This is a genomic window from Vibrio fluminensis (genome assembly GCF_015278125.1).
GTDB classification, from domain to species: domain Bacteria; phylum Pseudomonadota; class Gammaproteobacteria; order Enterobacterales; family Vibrionaceae; genus Vibrio; species Vibrio fluminensis.
Map to the genome: position 1 here is coordinate 539,652 of NZ_JADILO010000001.1, position 20,747 is coordinate 560,398.

13 protein-coding genes are annotated in these 20,747 nt (G+C 39.5%); 6 read left to right on the top strand and 7 right to left on the bottom strand.

Translation table 11 applies throughout. The features are described from left to right. Nucleotides 1-27: 27 nt before the first annotated feature. Nucleotides 28-825 carry a YeeE/YedE thiosulfate transporter family protein gene (locus IRQ95_RS02415; protein WP_194435405.1) on the bottom strand — a complete coding sequence of 266 codons (798 nt, stop codon included), beginning with the start codon at nucleotides 823-825 and terminating at the stop codon, nucleotides 28-30. A 189-nt stretch (nucleotides 826-1,014) separates the two neighbouring features. Here IRQ95_RS02415 and IRQ95_RS02420 point away from each other — a divergent pair, with 189 nt between their 5' ends. The 6 genes from IRQ95_RS02420 to dndE all read left to right on the top strand — a co-directional run bounded on the left by IRQ95_RS02420 (nucleotide 1,015) and on the right by dndE (nucleotide 8,867). Further along, entirely contained in the window at nucleotides 1,015-1,542 is a 528-nt protein-coding gene (locus IRQ95_RS02420) for a hypothetical protein (protein WP_194435406.1), read from the top strand. Between the two features lie 28 nt (nucleotides 1,543-1,570). Next, nucleotides 1,571-3,598, top strand: a complete 2,028-nt coding sequence (locus IRQ95_RS02425) for a DNA phosphorothioation-associated putative methyltransferase (RefSeq protein WP_194435407.1) — start codon at nucleotides 1,571-1,573, stop codon at nucleotides 3,596-3,598. A 196-nt stretch (nucleotides 3,599-3,794) separates the two neighbouring features. Further along, on the top strand, nucleotides 3,795-4,874 hold the full coding sequence (gene dndB / locus IRQ95_RS02430; RefSeq protein WP_194435408.1) for a DNA sulfur modification protein DndB: 1,080 nt from the start codon (nucleotides 3,795-3,797) through the stop codon (nucleotides 4,872-4,874). Further along, the gene (locus IRQ95_RS02435) at nucleotides 4,871-6,502 is read left to right on the top strand and encodes a DNA phosphorothioation system sulfurtransferase DndC (RefSeq protein WP_005446512.1); all 1,632 of its coding nucleotides are present in this window, start codon (nucleotides 4,871-4,873) and stop codon (nucleotides 6,500-6,502) included. The genes dndB and IRQ95_RS02435 overlap by 4 nt, the downstream gene beginning before the upstream one ends. An 8-nt stretch (nucleotides 6,503-6,510) precedes the next feature. Further along, nucleotides 6,511-8,520: a DNA sulfur modification protein DndD gene (gene dndD / locus IRQ95_RS02440; RefSeq protein WP_194435409.1), complete on the top strand. Its 2,010-nt coding sequence runs from the start codon at nucleotides 6,511-6,513 to the stop codon at nucleotides 8,518-8,520. After that, the gene (gene dndE / locus IRQ95_RS02445; protein ID WP_194435410.1) at nucleotides 8,520-8,867 is read left to right on the top strand and encodes a DNA sulfur modification protein DndE; all 348 of its coding nucleotides are present in this window, start codon (nucleotides 8,520-8,522) and stop codon (nucleotides 8,865-8,867) included. Before dndD ends, dndE begins: the two co-directional genes overlap by 1 nt. A gap of 81 nt (nucleotides 8,868-8,948) precedes the next feature. On the opposite strand, the gene IRQ95_RS02450 is transcribed toward dndE, so the two are convergent. The 6 genes from IRQ95_RS02450 to dptF form a co-directional block, all read right to left on the bottom strand. Then, complete coding sequence (locus IRQ95_RS02450) at nucleotides 8,949-9,902, bottom strand: hypothetical protein (RefSeq protein ID WP_194435411.1); 954 nt, start codon at nucleotides 9,900-9,902, stop codon at nucleotides 8,949-8,951. Then, on the bottom strand, nucleotides 9,895-10,998 hold the full coding sequence (locus IRQ95_RS02455; RefSeq protein WP_194435412.1) for a hypothetical protein: 1,104 nt from the start codon (nucleotides 10,996-10,998) through the stop codon (nucleotides 9,895-9,897). The genes IRQ95_RS02450 and IRQ95_RS02455 overlap by 8 nt, the downstream gene beginning before the upstream one ends. Before the next feature lie 50 nt (nucleotides 10,999-11,048). Next, nucleotides 11,049-11,921, bottom strand: coding sequence for a phosphorothioated DNA-binding restriction endonuclease (locus IRQ95_RS02460; RefSeq protein WP_194435413.1), 873 nt, complete (start codon nucleotides 11,919-11,921; stop codon nucleotides 11,049-11,051). A gap of 104 nt (nucleotides 11,922-12,025) precedes the next feature. Next, on the bottom strand, nucleotides 12,026-17,152 hold the full coding sequence (gene dptH, locus IRQ95_RS02465) for a DNA phosphorothioation-dependent restriction protein DptH (RefSeq protein ID WP_194435414.1): 5,127 nt from the start codon (nucleotides 17,150-17,152) through the stop codon (nucleotides 12,026-12,028). Continuing rightward, nucleotides 17,133-18,545, bottom strand: a complete 1,413-nt coding sequence (gene dptG, locus IRQ95_RS02470; protein WP_194435415.1) for a DNA phosphorothioation-dependent restriction protein DptG — start codon at nucleotides 18,543-18,545, stop codon at nucleotides 17,133-17,135. The genes dptH and dptG overlap by 20 nt, the downstream gene beginning before the upstream one ends. Next, nucleotides 18,542-20,131 (bottom strand): DNA phosphorothioation-dependent restriction protein DptF, encoded by a 1,590-nt coding sequence (gene dptF, locus IRQ95_RS02475; RefSeq protein ID WP_348541575.1) that lies wholly within the window; start codon nucleotides 20,129-20,131, stop codon nucleotides 18,542-18,544. Before dptF ends, dptG begins: the two co-directional genes overlap by 4 nt. Nucleotides 20,132-20,747 lie beyond the last annotated feature (616 nt).

The window sequence follows — 20,747 nt, forward strand, 5'->3', positions numbered from 1 at the left end:
CAACAAATCAAATAGAGGAGTTCGGAGCTAACTTTTATTCATACAAATCACTTTTACCCCGACATAGATCCCCAGAACAATACTTGCCACTGCGGTGAAACCATGTGGCGATAATGCGGGCATTGAAACTAAAAGTTGAGTATCGTTTCCACCTTGAGCCATCACAGCCCCCACTCCCATTAAAATACCAGCCAATAAGTGCTTAACCATTAGAACAGCTGTCGGCATTTTTAATTTAAAAGAGCCTGTCACCCTCGCCGCGACAAACATTCCCAGCAAAAGCATCGCAATCAAAATAAACCGTTCACTCGTTGGCCAATGACTATTGTCCTCATACCAAATAGACCAACTCATCGCCTTGAGTAACCCGCTCGGAGTCCAATGCTGCTCATAAACAAAAACTACACCACCTAACACGCCAATACCCAACATTGTTAACCACAATTTTTTTGCATCTGCCGACATAAATAAAACCGAAATCAATACAATTAAGGAAACAATGATAAGGGCGGCATAATGCTGGTTTAGATGAATGTTAAAAGCAGCGAATTCTACTGTGGGAATAACAGGAACAAATAAAACCCAAGAGACAACCCAGCCCAATATGGTTGCAACCATCATGAGCTCCCCTCTTGCTAATCGACTCACTGTAGATACGCCACAGCCACTGTTGGCAGCAGCCCCCAGACCAAATAGCAAACCACCCAAAAAGGAGTAAACATTGGGATAAAAAGCCTGAGTTGCACCACCCTCTCCAAGCAACACTGACAACCCCATAGTTAACCATGCAAGCGAGCCACTAAACACAATCGCCAATATAAACATTGGCGAGCCAGAGATTAGCTCCTTAACGCCCCTCACCATACATAATCCGCTGGTTTGCGCGAGGTAGCCAAGTATAAAAATAGAGACTAGTGACAAAGCGAAAAGCATAAAGACCTCTCTTACAAACCTAACCGTTTTTGGTGTGTCTCTTTAATATAGTAAAATGCAGATAGCATCTAAGGAGATCAGATGATAAATCGAGTCATAGAATGGCACTGCTCTAAACACCCTAGCTACCATCTGAGTAATCAGCCAAATAACGAGTCAGAGGGTATGTTAAATCAATTGGTTCAAGAGATATTGTTACCGCTTGAAAGCAAGTTTGGAGAAATAGACATTACTTACGGATTTACTAGTCATCCATTACTACGCTATATCCTTCAGAATAGCCCCGGAGATATGGCACCAGATATCGACCAACACGCAGCAATGGAGTTAAACAGTCGAGGGAATCGCATCTGTAAGCGGGACGGTGCTTCATGTGATTTCTATATTAGAGGCTACGAAAACAAAATGGATGAAGTGACAAAGTTTATCTGTACCAACCTTCAATTCGATAGGCTCTATTTTTATGGCAAGGATAGACCAATACATATCAGTGTCGGCCCTGAAAGTACGCGTTTTGCGCTAATTCGCAAAAAACGCAGTGATGGCGTTCGCGTTAATTCAAAAAGTGCAAAAGGTAGTGCCACTCGTACCCTATTCGATGATTTATAATTCTGTAAAACACTACTAGGAATCGGGAATGAATGACGAGCTATTTGCACAGTTAGTTGCAAACATTAAAGTGGGTAAACAGTTACCGGATGCGATTTATCTTCACAGAGATGCATTTGACGCTCTACCCGCCACTCTCTCGCAGTTTATTCCCGCAGTCGCAAAAGCAGTAAGCCTTGAAGACGATAACTGGAATCTCGTTAAGCTTTTCAAAAAAGAGTTCCGCTTATCACTACTGCACTATCCTGATTTCTATACCGACTCCTACCCCGCTCTTAAACAAAGTTTAAACGTCGACCTATCAAAACTGAGCCATAAAATCACGAGCTATGAAGACTCAGACAATCCACCTATCCTCCATCGCAAAGAGACCATGGTGTTGCCTGATAGTGAATATTACCAACACTTTACCTCGCTAACCGAGGAAGGTGAAAATGCTGGTCTGTATGAAAACAGTCGACTGATTGGATTCAAACGCTCATGGGAAAATGTAATCACACGTCATGGCTATGAGCTCGTTGATGGTCGGTTATTTCGTAGTTCAGCCGTTATTCAACCTGAAGAGTCCGGAATAGATAGATACAAAACAGCGATTGTTAGGCATGAACTTTCAGCCCCGATGAAGTCACTCGTTAAGCATGGCTACTTAGAAGGCACCTACTCCATCTTTGACTATGGTTGTGGTAGAGGTGATGACTTAAGAGAGCTGGAAGCACACGGACTGGATGTACTAGGTTGGGACCCTAATTTCCAACCCGACAACGACAAAATCAACTCTGATATTGTTAACTTAGGTTTTGTGTTGAATGTCATCGAAGACCAAGACGAACGACTAGAAGCGTTACTTGGTGCGTGGGAGCTTGCCGAAAAGTTTTTAGTGGTTTCAGTGATGTTGGCAAACGAGAACTACATTGCTCAGTTCAAATCATATAAAGATGGGGTGATCACCTCACGGAACACATTTCAAAAATACTATGCACAATCTGAGATAAAAGCCTATATCGAGCGAAGCCTGCAAGAAGATGCCATTACCGTCGCACCTGGTATTTTCTATATATTCAAAGACAAACTGGAAGAGCAGCAATACTTACAAAGTAAATATAAGCGCCACCACAAATGGCAACAACTCACCTCTCCAGAACCAGTTGAAGCAAAAGACAAAGCCAAGCTGCTTATCACACAAAACCAAGAATTATTTAACGCCTTCTGGAACACTTGTTTAGAGCTAGGTCGAGTGCCCGCAAATGATGAATTTGAGCAATCAGAACAGGTTCGCGAATTGCTAGGCTCTCATAAGAAGATATTTACTCTGCTCAAAGAGATGTACGATACCAAAGAGTTTGAGCAAGCAGAGAAAAGCCGCAAAGAAGATTTGTTGCTTTACTTCGCGATGGGTTTGTTTGAGAAAAGAAAACCTTACACTCAGCAGCCTGAATCTCTTAAACGTGACATCAAAGCTCTATTTGAAGACTATAAAACCGCGCTCAACCTAGCCGCAGAACTACTGTTTGCGATAGCCGATACTGAGCTAATTAACTCTCAATGCGAAAAAGCACATACAAAACTGACTGCGAGCCTGTTAAACAAAGACCATTCACTGATTTTCCATCGAGACTTTATCGATGAGTTACCCCTGCTTCTTCGCGTTTACGTAGGCGCAGGTTTGCAAATGTATGGAGAGTTAAACGAAGAAATTGACCTGATTAAAATCCACATCACTTCAGGTAAGCTCACTCTCACAGCCTATGATGACTTTGAAAAATCAGTTCCATTCTTAGTTGAACGCATCAAAATTAAGATGGCAGAACAAGACATCGACTTTTTTGATTATGTAGATGAGAACAAGCGCCCGCCTTTGTTGAACAAACATCTTTACATGCAACACGAACACGAGAGCTACAAAAAGCAGCTGAGCTTTGATAAGCGATTAGGAAAGTTGATGGAGTTTGAACCAGCTGAAGAAACTCAGATGGTTCGCGCAGAATTTGAAATTTTTTTGACTAAATCACTTAAGAAAATCAGCGGGTTTAGCCTCGTTTCATTATCATGCGACTAAGCGTTAATAAATGACTTCCTTAATGATAGAAATCCTCAGCCAATACCTGTAAAATGTCCCACCTATTTTGGCATACCTATGTAATTTTTCGCATATATAATACTAAAACATAACAAACTAAAAAGCTGGTTTGTCAAAATATGACGTAAGAGCTATGGTTTATGTCATAGAGAAATAACATAACTTAGAGCTGACTATGCAAAATCAAGATTCAGGCTATTGCTACTCTTTTCCGGCTGTCAGAGGTATTCAAGCTGGGCGACCATTTTACATTGCGACGTGTCCTCTTAGAATTATCCCGAAAATTTTTAGTTATAACGAAGATGATGTTCCTCCTGAGCTAAGAGCACAGCGAACCTTGAACAAAACTCGTATTCCTGAAATGGTTAAATATCTTCTTGATAACCCAAAAGATTATGTTTTTTCCGCATTGACAGTATCTGTGGGTGTTGATATTTCCTTCGATGATCATGATGGTGCGCCGAATCTAGGAACTCTAAAAGTTCCTATGGATGCACAAATCTTGATTAATGACGGACAACATCGTCGTAAGGCAATTGAAGAAGCTCTGCGAGAAAACCCAGACCTAGGTCAAGACAACATTCCCGTATTGTTTTTTATTGATGAAGGGTTGAGTCGTAGCCAACAGATGTTTGCCGATTTAAACAAGTATGCGGTTAAACCTAGCCCATCTTTAGGTACGCTATACGACCACAGAGATGAAAGCTCTGAACTTGCTCGTGAATTAGCAACTAAGGTGCAACCGTTCGTCGGCTTGACTGAAATGGAGAAGTCCAATATCAGCCCCAAGTCGAACAAACTTTTTACTCTGAGTAGTATCAAGCAATCAACTCGCGCTCTCTTGAGCAAAGGTCCTAAAGATGGCTTCAGTAAAGAAGAGAAGCAACTCGCCGCTGAGTTCTGGCAAGAAGTAACTTGTCATATAAAAGATTGGCAAATGGTGATCGATAAACAAGTCTCACCAGCACAACTTCGCCAAGAGTACATTCACGCACATGGCGTTGGGCTACATGCTATTGGCGTATTAGGTAAACACCTACTGTGCCAAGAGCCAAAACAATGGAAAGAAAAACTTCAGAAGTTAACCAAAGTTAACTGGTTAAAAACCAATCCGGAATGGATCAGACGAAGCATGAACCACGGCAAGCTAAGTAAGTCTACACAGAACATTCAACTTACTGCCAATGCACTAAAAATTGAACTTGGGTTACCACTAACCCCAGAAGAAAAAGCTCTAGAGAAGCAGTTATCATGATACACGAGCTAAAACTGGCAGAAGACCTAGCCGAATACGAAGACTTTATCAATGCTGAAGACTTCGCAAATAACAAACTAAGCCACTACATTGCAGACGTGCAGCGTGTCTACTGTGCCGACAAACGCCCATGGGTAATTGGCTACAGCGGTGGTAAAGACTCATCTGCTGTCATGTCGCTAGTTTACTTGGCACTACTTGGCTTAGAACCAAAAGACCGCCAAAAACCCGTCTTTGTTGTATCTTCAGACACTCTTGTTGAAACGCCTGTAGTCGTAAACCACATCAAAGACTCGTTAGCCGCTATTGAGAAAGGCGCGAAACGCGATAACCTACCGATCACTTGCCATAAAGTCGTCCCTAAAGACAATCAGACGTTTTGGGCAAACTTGCTCGGTAAAGGCTACCCGGCACCAACACGCTCTTTCCGGTGGTGTACTGAGCGAATGAAAATTGATCCTGTCAGCGATTTTATCAAGTCAAAAGTCTCACAGTTTGATGAAGTGATTGTTGTACTTGGCTCTCGTAGCCAAGAGAGTGCATCACGTGCGCAGGTCATTGCGAAACACAAAATTGACGGCTCGCGATTAGCCCGCCACACAACACTTGCAAATGCGTTTATTTTTACCCCTATCGATACATGGGGTGTAGACGATGTTTGGAAACTACTGCGTCTTTGCCACCTAGAAACTAAGCAAACCCCGTACGGACCTAAAAACATTTGGATCGATGAGTATGATCTTGAATGGGAAAATCCGTGGGGCGGCAAAAACCTTGTGCTGTGGAATCTCTACAAAGACTCTTCTGGTCAAGGCGAATGCCCAATGGTCATCGATGAAACAACACCATCTTGTGGTAACTCTCGCTTTGGTTGCTGGACCTGTACTGTCGTAACGAAAGACCGTGCAATGGAAAGTCTTATCCAAAATGGTGAGCAATGGATGGCTCCTCTTCTTGAGTTCCGTAATAAGCTGTCAATGACAACCGATCCTGCGAACAAAGAAGAGTACCGAAACCATAAACGTCGCACAGGTAAAGTTAGCTACCAATACGCAAAAGAAGGCGAAGACATCGCAACCGAACGTAAGCATGTTCCGGGACCTTACTGGCTGAAGTATCGCCGTCAATGGTTGCGCGAGTTGCTTGAACTGGATAAGAAGTTTAAAGCTGAGGGAAGAGAGATCGAGCTAATCACTGTTCCAGAGCTCCATGCTATTCGTCAAGAGTGGATCCACGATCCAAATGAGCCAGACTGGGACGACTCTCTACCTACTATTTTCAAAGAAGTTTATGGTTACGACCTTGATTGGGTTTATGACGATAACGCAAGTTTTGGTAAAGATGACGCACAACTCATCCATGAGCTTTGTGACAACTTTGATATTGAACCAGAGATGATCATGAAGCTTATTGAGCTAGAAGTCTCGATGGAAGGTTTAAGCCGTCGTAGCGGTATTTCAAATAAAATCGCATCGCTATTAAAAAGAGATTGGGGAAGCTTAGAAGAAATCAAACAAAAGCATGCTTCATTACAGAGTAAAGCCGAGTTTGACATCCACCAAAAAGAGATCGAGCGCTATAACGAACAACTTGCCGATCTAGATAAGCAGCTTCAAAAAGAGTTTTAAATACTGAAATGTTAATTACAAAACTAACTCTCAACAACTTTCGAGTGTTCCGTGGCGTACATGAAATTGACTTGCGCCCTGCTCCTGCTCGTCTGAGTAAAAATGGCCCTATTGAAGGAACCGAACGACCAATTATTTTGTTTGGTGGCCTTAACGGTGCTGGTAAAACATCGATTCTGACAGCTGTTCGACTCGCTCTTTTTGGCCGTCAATCATTTAGCCAAGTGTTGTCAAATGGTGAGTACGTTGATGCCCTTTCCGAACTTATCCATAAAGGCGTCGGCCATGGCGGAGTTCAAGATAACGCATCGATTGAGCTTGAGTTTAAATACAGCCAAAACGGCGAAGAAAACACTTATAAAGTGATTCGCGGCTGGAAACGCGGTAAGAAAGATAGCCTGTGTCTTGAGAAAGATGGCATCCAAATCCCAGAACTCAACTACGAGCAGTGTCAGGGTTTCCTCAACGAACTGATCCCAACAGGCATCGCTGACCTGTTCTTCTTCGACGGTGAAAAAATCGCAGACCTTGCGGAAGATGAGTCAGGTACAGTGCTAAAGACCGCAGTCCGTCGACTATTGGGCTTAGATGTTATCGCAAAGCTCAAGAGTGACTTAAATATATTCTTGAAAAAACAAGGTTCTAGCGCACTAAGCCAATCGCTAAAAGAGGAAATGGATTCTCTTGATAAGCAACGTATCAGCCACGAGCGCAATGCAGAGAAACTTCGTGGTGAAGCGGACATCGTTGACGCACAAATTGAGCTCGTATCACGTGATATCCTTAGTCTAGAGAATAAGCTATCTCAAAACGGCGGCGCTTGGGCTAAAACTCGAGAAGATGAGCAACAAAAAGTAGATAGCTTGCTTAAGGAGAAAGTAGAGCTTGAAAAGCAAATCCGCATGGAGATGGAGACAAGTCTTCCATTCGCACTAGCACCTAATGCAATGCAGCGCCTTCAAACTCAGATCAAGCAAGAACAACAGATTAAGAAGAAACAGAACTTTGGTAATGAACTGGACTCATTCTTAGAAACGCTACGTTCAAAGTACCCAAGTTTTGATACCGAGTTGGCTCAAAATGCCATTGCGGATAGCTTCAAAGCACACGTAGGTGAATTTAATTCTGCCGAGCTGCTTTTAGATATATCTGACCGTCAAGCAAATACTATTGACTATCAACTATCGAACCTGTCTCAAGAGTCTTTTTCACGTTTCGATGAAGCACGAGTACGCTTGAAAAAAGTCGAAGAAGAGATAGACAACGCTTCAAACAATATTGCAAGAGCTCCTGAACAAGAGCAAGTGCAAGAGCTTTTTGCAGACGTACGCGCATTAGATAAGAAAAAAGAAAAGCTGATTATCGAGTATCATGCTTTGCTTGAGGAAGCGAAACGCGAATTGCGCCAAGCACTAGAGACAGCTCGCCAGATTCAGAAACTACACGATAAAAATAAAGATCAATCCCATAAAGATCAGAGCATTAGCAATGCCCAAAACTCAATCTTATTGCTTGAGAAATTTGGTGAGCAGTTAACTAAAGCTCGCGTCAACCAGTTAGAAAACGAGTTCGTCCAATCTTACAAGAAGCTGGCTCGTAAAGAAGATTTGCAGCTATCTGCTTCAATTAACCCTGCGTCATTTGATGTTGAGTTAGTCGATGAACACGGTATTAAGATCAATCGCAAAGCAATGTCTGCAGGTGAAAAACAGATCTACGCAATCTCGATTCTGGAAGCACTAGGTCATACATCGGGTCGTAAACTACCAATTATTATCGATACACCACTAGGTCGCTTAGACTCGCACCACCGTGACAAGCTGGTAGAAAATTACTTCCCTACCGCCAGCCACCAAGTTGTGATTCTATCTACTGATACAGAAATCGATAGAAACTACACCAGCCTTATCCAAGACGATATTGCTCGCACTTACGAAATCTGTTTTGACGGTACAACTAAGTCTTCAACCTTGAAGGAAGGTTACTTCTGGAGAGAAACAACTAAGGAGGCTGTGTAATGCTACCTAATCGTATGAACCTGACTCGCACTACTGAAGAGCAGCTTAAAAAGTTGAAGGGATATACTGGCATCACTCCAAACGTATCGGCACGTATTGCTTTCTTCCGTTCAATTGAAAGTGACTTCCGTTACCGCGGTCAACAAGCCAAGCTAGACGGATCACTTGTGTTAGATAAATATACTTGGCTCGGTGAGACTAGTGATATCACAGAGTTAGTTTTGAAAATGTATTACCCAGATCTTGATAGTAAAGAGTACCAACAAGCTTGGGCTGCACATGTCGAGGACGGGATTGCTTCTATTCGGACACACAAGTCTTGTTTAGACATCAGTGTATCAATTTAGAAGAAGGTAACTTGCCATTAAAGTCCACAGACTTTAATGGCAAAAAATAAGATTTAAAACCAATGCTAGTTAGCAATTAACCTAAAATATTTCTTCTTCATATTCGACTGCCGAGTCAATAATACTTTTAAACTCTACACCTAGTTCACCAGAAAATAACTCATTTGGCCTTAATAGCTTAATCATACGTTGGCGATCAAAAAGTATATCTGTAGTGACTAGTGTCCACTCACGGATGTTTCTATCGTAATCTCGCATATCAAAAGGAACATAGAGAGTATTTAATGATTTTGTTTCAATATCTAAATATGAATGCAGCCTTTCGACACTATGCTGCTTTCTAGCCCAGTCCATAGTTGCCGCACTTTGCCCAATAAAAAGTAGCTTCTTATCTAAGTTTGTATCATCAAGAAATGGTAACCAAGCTATGACATCGATACCGCCATCGCCATTATCCCCAGCTCGAAACACATTTGGTCTAGAACTAACAGGATAATTTGTATGCTCTGACAACAACCTCATCTTCGACTCTAGACTTCCTACATACAGACCTTGATTTCGGCTAGATACTCCAAAAAGATGAACTTCTGCTAAATCTGGTAAGTATGACTTCATAGCACAAAGCGAAGCATACTCGAAAGCACTGGAAAGGATGCTATTATTCTCTATGTACCTAAGCGAAGAACAGAGTAATAATCCTAAATAAACGCACTTGCTATCATCAATTTCTTGTTTTAAAGCAAATCGGTCTTCAACGAAATGGAAAGGATAACTGTCTCCATAAGCGTTCACTCGAGCTGACAACTCAGAAAACCAGTTCCCTATTTCTCCCACCCATGATTCATTGGACTCAGCACCATCCTCCGAGCCTATTTCTGAAATTCGACCATCTTCTAAGAATCTGTCATAAATATCTGAATTGGATAGACCATCTTCGTCTGAACACAAAGCGATAAGCTCAATGTAGTCGCAATAATGATGGGTTTTATCTCGAGCACAATCAGGAGTTTTTTCTAAAACCTTAAACTCAATCATCCCACCCCTCATCCTCTGTACTTTCCACAATTGATTTCATATTCTTTGCAAGAGTAAATATTTCTTTCAATTTAGTTTTAACGGAGTCACTATTAGTATGTTTATCAACTTTATGTATTATATTCTGAGCTCTTTTTAATCCCGACAACGCTACTTCTATTTCATGATTAAAAGATTCACTAGATACTGATACGATTTGGAATGCATCAAAGATAGAACCACTTCCGGTTCTAAAATACTCTTTAGCCTCTTCATTATCTAAAATTTTATCTAGCATACTTAGATGCTTACTATCGCCAATTACTCTTGTTTTGTTTTGGTCGTTCTTTTCAAAAAACCAACGAGTTAATTCTTCGAGCTTCTTCTCATCTAAGTTTTCTAAAGGCAATTCAGACTTTATATCCACACCAATAAAATTTCTAATAGCATCTCTACTCAAAGAATCAGCATAATAGTTGAAGAAAATTGATGTTTCATCCAAATCTTTTATCTTATAGAAACCAGAATCTTCAATCCTTTCATAAAGTTGAAATGCAACCAATAGCTTTCTTACGTGATCGCTCCTAGAACCAATCGACTTAGCCAACTCTTTACATTGTTGAGAAAAGGAAACATCATTAAAGTCACCTTGAAGTTCAGATAAATACCTCGCCTTTTGCAATATACCCCAAGACTTTACGCCTGTTACATGTCTATAGCCTAAATATTTATTTATTTTTCCTCTATTTTCAAAAACTATACAAGGTATATCCTGAGGTCTTTCAGAAGTTTCAGAAATAACAGCATTTACTTTTTTCTTATGTATCTCTGCGATTTCAGGCTCATTCAATAAAATGGTAGAAGTTAATCGTCTATTACCTTCAATAACTGTGTATGAACCATCTTTCTCTTTGATTACCAGTAATGCTTCTCCAATAAAGAAACCTGCATTACCTATAGCAAGCATTAACTCTATAATACTTGCGTCTCCCAACATCCAATTAACAATTCCAGATTTTGACAATTTACCCTTTCTAAATTTTGAGGGAAGCCTAGGGTTAGACTTATCTAAATTCAATTTAGATAAAGGTATAAACTGTATATTTTTTTGTGACATAACAATCTCATCATATATTAATAAAATTTCATTTAAAGCAACAACTCAATTCAAGAGCTAGTTTGAAATACTTCTCTAAGATGCCACTCTATCATCCTGATATTTGGATAATTTCTCTCAATTCTAGGTAGGTGTACTTTCTTAGTATCAAAATCCCAAAACAACCTATCTACCAAACTTCCACCACATACAGCGGTAGACACCCTAATTCTGAATTCACTATCCAACGAAATGGCACCACGATCAAACGCTTTGTGGTGAATGCTACACAAGGCAATACCATTAGAGACCTCACAAGGGCCAGAATACTGCTTCCATTTAATATGCGCTGCTTCAATTCCAACTGGTACGGTATCTAAAGCTAAGTCAAAGCCACACACCGCACATCTATAATTATATGCCCGCAAAACATTCTTTCGGAAATTGGGATCACGCTGCTTAGTTGACGTGTCGACTTCAAAGCCAAAACGGACAAACAGCTCCTCCTGTAACGTATCAGGGAAGTTATCTTGGATTAGCTTGGAAGCTATCTTTTCTATCAATGTTGGATCAGAAATTAAGCTCTGATATGAGGAAGCATCAAACCCTGCCATTACATTATATTTAATGAGCTCTGATTTTTTCGGGTCTTTATTGCTTTTTCGGGGGATACACTCTTCACCATTTTTTAATTCCCAAAATGGGTCCTTTTCATTGGCTAAGCGCCAAAAAGGGTACTCCGGGTGATAAGCCTTTCGTGAAGGACCGTACTGAACCAGCAGCTCTTTAACCTGGTCGTCTACTTCACTCTCAAACTTGAACAAGCGTTCATGGCCCTTTTTGTATTGAGATAGAGCATATAGCAACATTAGCGGTTTATGAGGCGCTCGTTGGTCTCCATGTCGCCAACGTGAAATCGCTTGAATTTTATCTAATAGCTCCATCACTAACTTCCATAAGTCTCATTCACGAGATTATACATACTGAGTCATATATTGGTACTTATAGATTCAAAAAACGCCCTAAAAGGGCGTTTAAAATCATACATTTATTGAAGTAACTCCCAAAATGCTCTGTCTTTTATCTTGGTTATCTTCTTGTCACCATCGACGTAGAGACTGTAATGTTTTTCTAACTCACGAATAGACTTCATCAAATTTTCTTGTTCGTGCTTATCATCTTTGTTAAAGATTGACTTGATATCTTGATTTTTTATCTGTGACACGCGATGAACAATCCAACTCAGAACATAACTTGAATAATCATTCTCACTAGTTTTGAAGTGTGTAATATCTTGCGTTGATAGAATTACACCTACCCCGTATTCACGACCCTCTTTCAAAATTTTTCGTAAACTAGGGAAATTCTGAGACATAAAGTTATCGGCTTCATCCACCAGCACAAGCTTGGTTACTTGGCGAAAATCACCCTTAACTTCAGGTTTCCCATTTTTCTGCATTTGTGAATAAAACAAATCTAGCGTTAACGCAACGACCAGGTTTTGAATGCTTGAGTCATATCCAGCTAGCTCGATTACTGTTACCCCTGAAACCAGATCGTATAAACTTTTTACTTTATTGGCGTCAGGCTCAAAAATTTCGAAAGAAACCAGACTATCAAGTGCCGCGTATAAAGAATCCTGTTCAACTTTGTCTTGATCCATATATACATCCCACACATCACTTAATGTAGGTGCTGCGATCGACCATGTATTTTTATTAGAACGATCTATCCCTTTCCGCTCATAAGCATCAAGAACTAGATTTTTCAAACGCATTTGTTGCTTAGGACCTAAGCCAAATGCTTGTGTCATAGTGTTAGCAAATGCACTCGCGGTATGAACAGGAAGCTTTGCCTTATCACCAAACAAACTTAATGGGTTATATGGTAAGCAATCTAAGTCAAATTTCTTCGCGTTAGTAGCATTGACAAACTTATCATCTACATAGTCTGATTTGTAATCAAAAATCAGAACTCCAATTGGACTACCATCTACATTTTTATGTTGATCACGATAAAGCTGTGTCACTACCGCTTTAGTACACTGAGTTTTCCCCGTGCCCATTGTGCCTATAATGCCAGAATTGGTATTCATGAATTTGGCAGTATTAGTCGGTTCCCAGAAAACAGCCCCATCATCACGTACATTATGACCAACCAGAACCTTTAGGTTATCGTTTGGATCATGCTCTCCGGTTGAATCCTGTACATTAATTATCTGATTTTCTGACGATAGCTCAACTGTTGGAGTATTTATGACGTCTTCTGATTCATTTTTAGTATTAACAATTTCATTACTATTTTCTACAGAGCTAGTTGTTACCACTTTTACATTAGTAGTTTCAGCTAAAAGATATTGCTCAGGGATTTTACTTAATGTACCAGAGCAAGCATCTGCCATTAGGTCTGTTAATCGAGTACTTACTAAGTGATTTAAACTAGCGCTTGGCAATTGAATTTTAAGAATATTTTTTACTTCCTCAAAGCTTGCTTCAAAGAAGGTGTCATTCTCTACCATCGCTACTAAGAACCCTTCAGGGTACTCTTGCAATTCAGCTAATTGGTAATCGCCCTGCAGCCACCATTCGCGTTGTTTCAAGAGTGGCTCAAAGTAATCTGGTTGATAAAGGTTATACAGTTTGTATTTATCAATCTGCATTAGTACCTGACGCATAAACAAACCGCGGTAAAGATGCCCTGCTAAATCATCACGGCCTAAAATATCTTCAGTTAAATAACGCTTTAACTCTTTGGCTTGCTCTACCCCTTTATTGTGAGTTTGTTTTAGCCCTGCTTTTACTTCAAGAGGAAGTAAGTAAAGTTGATTGTCTTTAAAGCCAACAAACAGCACATCGTCTGATATTGCACCGGATTTGTAACCATTTACATTACGCGAAAAATCACTGTCATTCATTTTCAAACCAATATTACCAGCCACACGAACCATCTCACCGACTGACAAGGGAACCCAAATAATATCTGACTTTGCTAATAAGCAATTGATGTACTTATAGGCGCCAATGATACCCTTTTTCTCTTTTCGTTCATTACTATTAGCAGTGATCATTTTAAGTAACCACTCTCCATTGAAGGCGTTGAACTCCTCAATAATGCCACCTTCGTCCTGTTCTAATACCTTTTTATATAGGTCCGTTTCTTTGGTTACGGTAATCGCATCGTAATTGGTTGAGTTGGTATAGTTATCCGAGTAATGAATCAGCACCATATCTTTAGCGCTTTCAAAAAATTCGAGTGTGACCTTGGGGTCAATAATAGTAGTCCAGATGGAATTGTCGTAAGAGCGCTCAAGTAGAGTTTTAAAGTCATCACTCACCGCTAATGCTAATGAGTTAGCACGACCATGTTGCACATTAGTTTTACGGGCAGGTTTAATCAAACCATTAAGGCGCAGCGCCATTCTAAGATGCGAATTATGTTCAGTTTCAACATTCTTCAAACCGAACGCGGTGAAATAACTTTCCTCTTTGCTATCAGCTGCTTCGCCCGCCAATAAGCCATGACAAACTATACCACTGAGCTCTTCCAAAACGTTAACATCGGTAGGCTCAACTTTATGGTGATTTCTAAAAAAACTCAGATGCGCATACGCCTGCGGTTTGGTATCGCATTCATCGTTACGGAACTTACTGTAAGTTAAACGAGTACGTAACAGGTCTATAATGGCATCTGCTTGCTCACGGACCGCACCTTTGTCTAGTCCATATAACGTTTTTAACTCGTCGTAACTGGCTGTTTCTGCAAAACGGTCAAATTCACAGCGCGTCTCTTTATCATCGTATAAGTTCACATGGATATGGCAGACTCTGTCCTTTTGTGTTTTAACGTAATCCACCAGACCCAGAAATAGTTCAACATTTTTATAGTTATTTACCGAGTTAATAATCAGTGTGGCTTTGCTACCTGCAGTAAATAATGAACTAAAGGCATCTTTAAACTCTGTGACCTTATCTTTCACCAATTTACGTACATAGCTGTAACTTGTTTCTTGATGAGGCACTAGCTCAAGCCACATACAGTTGTCTTTTTCTAGCTTGGTAAAAGCAAACTCATGTTTAGGGTGATACACAAAAGGCAATAAACCACGCGCATTCAAGCGCCTTAACGTCACTTTGGGTAGCGTCTTAAAACTGCTGTTATCGTTGATGTTATCAGTAACTATTGCTTCAGCTAGACTCAAGTGATAAGACAACACTAAGGGGTGGAATGGGGTTATATATTCCCGATATTCTTCATTTTCTTGATATTGAGCATATCCGATATTAACAAGCAGTTTTTCTGCTTTGGTTAACATTACATCAAAACCGATTTCAGCTATTGCTTGGTTGTATGAATCAACTAATTGAGAAACAATCTCTCTAAACTCGTCACCCCAACTAGATAAACTCGGTAGTGTTTTATTAGTTGTGCAGTATTCAAATAGCTTTAGGTATGACAGGTAAACTTCAGGGTAGCTTGCTTCAATCGCTTTTAACTCTACGCTGCTTTGTGGGTCAACATGTTGATTTAATAACTGTTTATCTAAAAAATCTGCTTCACGTTGTAACAGTGTTAAACGCCGTCCTTTAGGTGCGACCTCTTTATTGTCTAGTAACACTTTGTTTTTGTTACGATTAAAGCATGCAAAATAATCGTCGTTAAATAGCTGTACGAAACGGTCTGTATCTAACATAAGCGGTAACGAAAGCGAATCAGATGCTACAGCCCCTTCAACATTAAAGGCTAAACTACCAACCGGACTAATTACTTCAAAGACTACATCATTTGACTCATTGGCTAATAATTCAAAGTCAATCTCTTTAATTTCTTGATTGTCGAATACTTGGCCAGGCTGCTCTAGTTTCGCTTTATTGCCCTGTTCTGCAATTACAAAGCTGTTATCTTCTGTTTGTAGCGTTATACGTTTTTTATTTGGTTCAATTAGAAAGATGTTTTCAAACGCTGGTAGGTAAAAACTATCTTCTGTTATTACCAAAACACGAAATTTATAGCACTCTGCTGTTTTGTCTCTTTTTAAGATCAAACTAAAATACGTTGGCTCACCTGTAAATGCCCCCGTAACAGTAACCTTACTACGTTTTCCACCACTATTATTAGGCTGCTGTATCTCAATACTTGTATCTTTTGTATGCTGTAGAGTAAGTTGGTCTTTCTCAACCTTGCCACCTAAAAAGGTAAATGATAGTTCAAAGCTCTTCTGGCCCTGTTGCAAAGGCAATATAATATGTTGTTCACGTTTCCCTGCTTTACTATCTGATTTGCTTTTCTTAGCTAGCCTATCTATTTGCTGAGATTCAATCGACTCTAGCTCTAAAATATTGCTTACGTTATTTTTTTTCTCATTTAAACAATCAGCAAAAGTAAGCTTTGTTTTCCAACTTTCCAATTTTTCATCGTTGAAATGTTTAGCAACAAACTTGTCGCTAAAATCATTCTCCGCAAACTTCTCTTCAAGCTCTGTTGAAAAACGTTCAGTTACCGTATTGATACGATCAAATAGCTTTTTATTTTCTTCTAAACGGTTGTTAATTTGCTCTGGTTTACCACTCCAATTCAATATTTCAGGATCATCTAACAAACCAAGCTCATGAAACTTCAAATCCCCATCTAAGATCGCTTTGTAAAGCTCTTCAAAGCCAAACATGGTTGCACCATCATCCACTATTTGTGAAAAACGGTGATCTAGCAAACATTCAGAAACTTTGCGGTCCTTTGCGTTGGGATCGATTAGACTTTTTAAAGCATCTTTGATTTTTTCTGGATGCCAAACACTATTGTCTTGAGCGATATCTTCAGCAGAGTTGATTAGTGTGTCTAGCATGCTGTTATGAATAACTAACAATGCACAACCTTTAAAATCACCTTGTTGTCCAGCTACTTCATCACGTAAATGTGAGATAAAGTTCTCAGAGTAACCAATGTCACTCTCACTGTGTAGTACAGGTAAAAGCTTGGTACTCCCGCACTTCAATGCTCTGATGGTAGTGTTTTTGACTGTTATTTGGTCATCACATTTTTGGATAAACGCATTGTATAAGCGCTGGCTATTCTTGTTATCCGGCGATTGGAACTGATAACGGTAACCATGCTGCAGCTTTGTCTCATTTAACTTCAAAAACTGCTCAGTTAAAAAGATCTCAAATTGTTTTTCTAACATAGACTGCATCTCCACTATCGCTCATACGTTCAACATTACCAATACGTTCAAAGAATTTAATTAAAGCTTGTTGGCTCTGTTTATCGAAAAATACCCCTCTTGATTCAAAGGCTTTGATTAACTCGTGGAAACGAAGTTTGTCTTGCTCTCCAATGGTTAAGTTGGTTAATAACAATAGATAGTCCTGATTAAATACTAATACGCGACCAGCACGGCCACGGGATTGGGTAAAATGGCTACAAAACTCAGATTCTGTTGCTTTGACGTAAAGCTTATTAATCTCATGACGCGTTTCTTTTGAATCAAACTGCATTCTGCTCAACCGAAGTAAATCTGCTAACGCATCATGTGGGTTTTCACTGTCACTCAAGTCGAGGTTTAAATCTCGACTCTCTTTAAATGCCTGTGCATAGTTTTTCAGTAAATTAGCAGAGCCAGGAGTTTGCTGAATATTTTCAGCTAAGGCCCATAGTGGCTGAATGGTGTTCACTGCATTATCAATCTTTTTAGATTGTAGGCTTTCATTCATTGATAGGTACGGAAAGATATTCCATAACGACTTTGACAACTGTTTAAAGCCATAATCTTTTATCAGATAACGCTCATCACTGGCTTTTTCGCTATCTAATATGTAATAACATAGTTGCGCTTCCGGCTCCCCTTTCTTCCACCTTTTTAAATTAAGCGCTAGCTGCGCCGTATACAGATGTGCATAGAGGTGTAAGAACTCTTTGAAGATTGACAACAGGTATTTGGGTCTTTTACCTAGAAAATGAAGATCTTGCTGTAGATACTTTGCTATAAATGGTAAATATGGCGCTTCACTCGGTTCAGAAAAAGTCAAAGTTACATCTTTCTCTTTATTACTTGGCTCCATTAACTTCAATAATTCTGAGTACAACTGCTCCTCTAAGAAGTTAAATTGGTTGTTTGGTTTTTCATTAAAGAAGAAGTTTTGTAATAAATTAGAAAACATTCCACCCAAGCTTGCATCTCTAGCACTGCCTTTCTGCTTAATAGTCTTAAACAATAAAAACTCAGGTGAGATTTTAAAAATCTGGTCATTGTCAAAGTACATTTTCTCTAGGATTGGCCAGAAATCACTTTCATCTAACTTTTTTTTAAAACTACGCTCGCAGCTCAACTTAAATTTTTCGAGCGCTATTTCTGATTCAGTTTTTTCACCCTCTTTAATCGATAATTTTTCATCATCAGTTAATTTTTCCAGGTACAGTTCTTTCCGATATGAAGTTTTTACCACATAACCTAATACACTGTCCCAATTAAATATATCTTTTCTATCCTTTGTATTAATTGGAAAGTAGGTAGTTAAAGTGTTATTTCTCACCCCATCTTTAGACTGGGGCAAGTCCCCTCTTAGCATTAAACTCATAGTCCACTCACCTCAAAATCCTCATTATCTACGTTGGTTATTTTGTATTGCTTATTACCTTTTCCAACGATGTAGAGGGTATCGGCACTATTTGCGATATCCGCAATTCCATCAACCAACTCATCCAGCAACACGACCGTATTCTTATCATGTTTATTCGGGCGATATCCAGAAACGATACGTTGCATTAAGTGCAGCAAATTGATATTGACCATCAACGATAAGGTTTTATCCCCAACTCGAAAATAAGCTGTAAAATAGGCTGTATTTTTTTTGTAGTCATTTTTAATCGCTTTAACGTCAGCCTTTAACTCTAATGATGAAGCTAAAAAATATCCATTATGCTCTGAAATGAAAAACTCTCCTTTCGCCAATCTAGGTGCATTTCGATTATTATACTTATGGATAGCCGTGATTGCTGTTTGACGATAAAAATGACGAAGTTTTTCTTTTTGCTCAGGTGAGCTATCGAAAGCAGTATGCAACCGCCAAACTTCTGAGTAATTGTCTATTAGGAGCTCATCAAAATCACTCGAAAACTGCTTATGGTATTCATTCCCATAGTCGGACTTTCTTAGAACATAAAACAATCGCAAGTAGGATTCCGCATTTAGTCCCCTTCGTATACCAAAAGTAGTCAATGCGGTTTTATAGTCGTCAAAGTTAACGTCTGGTAGCTGCAATGAGTGAGACAAAATGAATTTGTCGATTTTTTGTGTACGTTGAATCGATGGGTCAAAGTCTGAAATGATATTGCTCAGCTCGTTTTCACCTTTTTCAAATAGGTTATCAAACAAATAGCCAGGGCCAGCAAGCAGATGAAAAATGAAGTCCAATAATGCTCGCGCCGTTAAGAATTGGTCTTTCATTAAACGCGCTTTGAACAATAGATCGACAATGACATCTTGAACTTCTTCACGCCCTAGTAATTGATAGTTAGCACAAAGCTTTCTATCAGGACTTTGTTTCTGCATTTCCACATCAAAGTATTGGCGAATTAGGTTTTCATCTGTTGCAGTAATTTTCTTTAGCAGCTCTTTTGCAAACTTAGAAGTATGACCGTCAATTTCTAACGTAAATTTAGGATAGTCTTCAAAATCTAAAAATATATGATTTTCTAAGGTCGGCTGTTTCTCTAAAAAGGCTTTGATTGATGTTGTGACTTCAGTTACCGCCCCTTCTTCAGCATAGTTCCCTAGCATACCAGTATTGATACCTATAACTAGCGGCTTCTCTGTAGTATTAAACTCAATAAACAGTTCATCCAACGTTTCAATAGCTGAATCACTAGGACGAAAACTGTGGGTTGCATCGAGATGGAAGTCAGCTCTATTTTGATACTCTTTCTTATACTTTGTTAGTATTTCGGATTTGCCATCACCACTACTACCACACAAGAAAATGATTTTCTTATCGGTTGAGGATAATCCTTTCAATTGCTTAACAAAGTCAGCCTCTATATCTGTTTGTACATAAAGATACTTTTTTACAGCATCTAAATCCGTTGATATCGTTGCGTCTCGCTCTGTAGAGACTGCATATGGCGACGATTTTGACATCACACTAAGTGCGGTTCGTAAATCTATCAAGTTTTATAACCCCATGAAAATATTAGGTAGACAGAAGTACAGGTGATTACCAGAGTGGTTTGCGCTGTTAATCAGCGCTCAATACTGTATAGCTATGCATTGTACCTAATTTAATGTGTACATGTTCATATTCCACTAATTTTTCCTGAAGAAATTCACATCTTTGTTATTGGAGGGTTTTGCCAGATCAGTTTTCCCTGTCTTTGTTAATTTTGGAAAGCATCAAGCTGTAACGGCAGGCTCAAATTGGCGCAACAAGTCGTTGAGCAGAGGATGAAGTATTTCAATATCTACAAGGGTTATCAAATCGTCTGTAACTTTTATTCGCCAACCTTTGAAAAAGGCGGGTTACTCAACATGTACTTATTTGATAACCCGTCAAATTTCACAAAATCAATCTATTATTCTCAGTATTTCTACTTAACGGCATAGTGCTCTAATTTGTAGGGAACTGGTAGGCTTCTGCTATATGCTCACTCAAATGTTCCATGATTTAACGACGAACAGCGATGCATTCTGTCTTATTATTAACAGCCTCGACTTCACCTTTGACTTCATGCGATAAACACATATCCACATCGCGGTGATTAAACTCCATTTCATTGAGATACGT

Coding starts and splice junctions, on each gene's coding strand:
- IRQ95_RS02415 (WP_194435405.1), bottom strand. CDS start 825: ATGTTTATATTGGCGATTGTGTTTAGTGGCTCGCTTGCATGGTTAACT.
- IRQ95_RS02420 (WP_194435406.1), top strand. CDS start 1,015: ATGATAAATCGAGTCATAGAATGGCACTGCTCTAAACACCCTAGCTAC.
- IRQ95_RS02425 (WP_194435407.1), top strand. CDS start 1,571: ATGAATGACGAGCTATTTGCACAGTTAGTTGCAAACATTAAAGTGGGT.
- dndB (WP_194435408.1), top strand. CDS start 3,795: ATGCAAAATCAAGATTCAGGCTATTGCTACTCTTTTCCGGCTGTCAGA.
- IRQ95_RS02435 (WP_005446512.1), top strand. CDS start 4,871: ATGATACACGAGCTAAAACTGGCAGAAGACCTAGCCGAATACGAAGAC.
- dndD (WP_194435409.1), top strand. CDS start 6,511: ATGTTAATTACAAAACTAACTCTCAACAACTTTCGAGTGTTCCGTGGC.
- dndE (WP_194435410.1), top strand. CDS start 8,520: ATGCTACCTAATCGTATGAACCTGACTCGCACTACTGAAGAGCAGCTT.
- IRQ95_RS02450 (WP_194435411.1), bottom strand. CDS start 9,902: ATGATTGAGTTTAAGGTTTTAGAAAAAACTCCTGATTGTGCTCGAGAT.
- IRQ95_RS02455 (WP_194435412.1), bottom strand. CDS start 10,998: ATGTCACAAAAAAATATACAGTTTATACCTTTATCTAAATTGAATTTA.
- IRQ95_RS02460 (WP_194435413.1), bottom strand. CDS start 11,921: ATGGAGCTATTAGATAAAATTCAAGCGATTTCACGTTGGCGACATGGA.
- dptH (WP_194435414.1), bottom strand. CDS start 17,152: ATGTTAGAAAAACAATTTGAGATCTTTTTAACTGAGCAGTTTTTGAAG.
- dptG (WP_194435415.1), bottom strand. CDS start 18,545: ATGAGTTTAATGCTAAGAGGGGACTTGCCCCAGTCTAAAGATGGGGTG.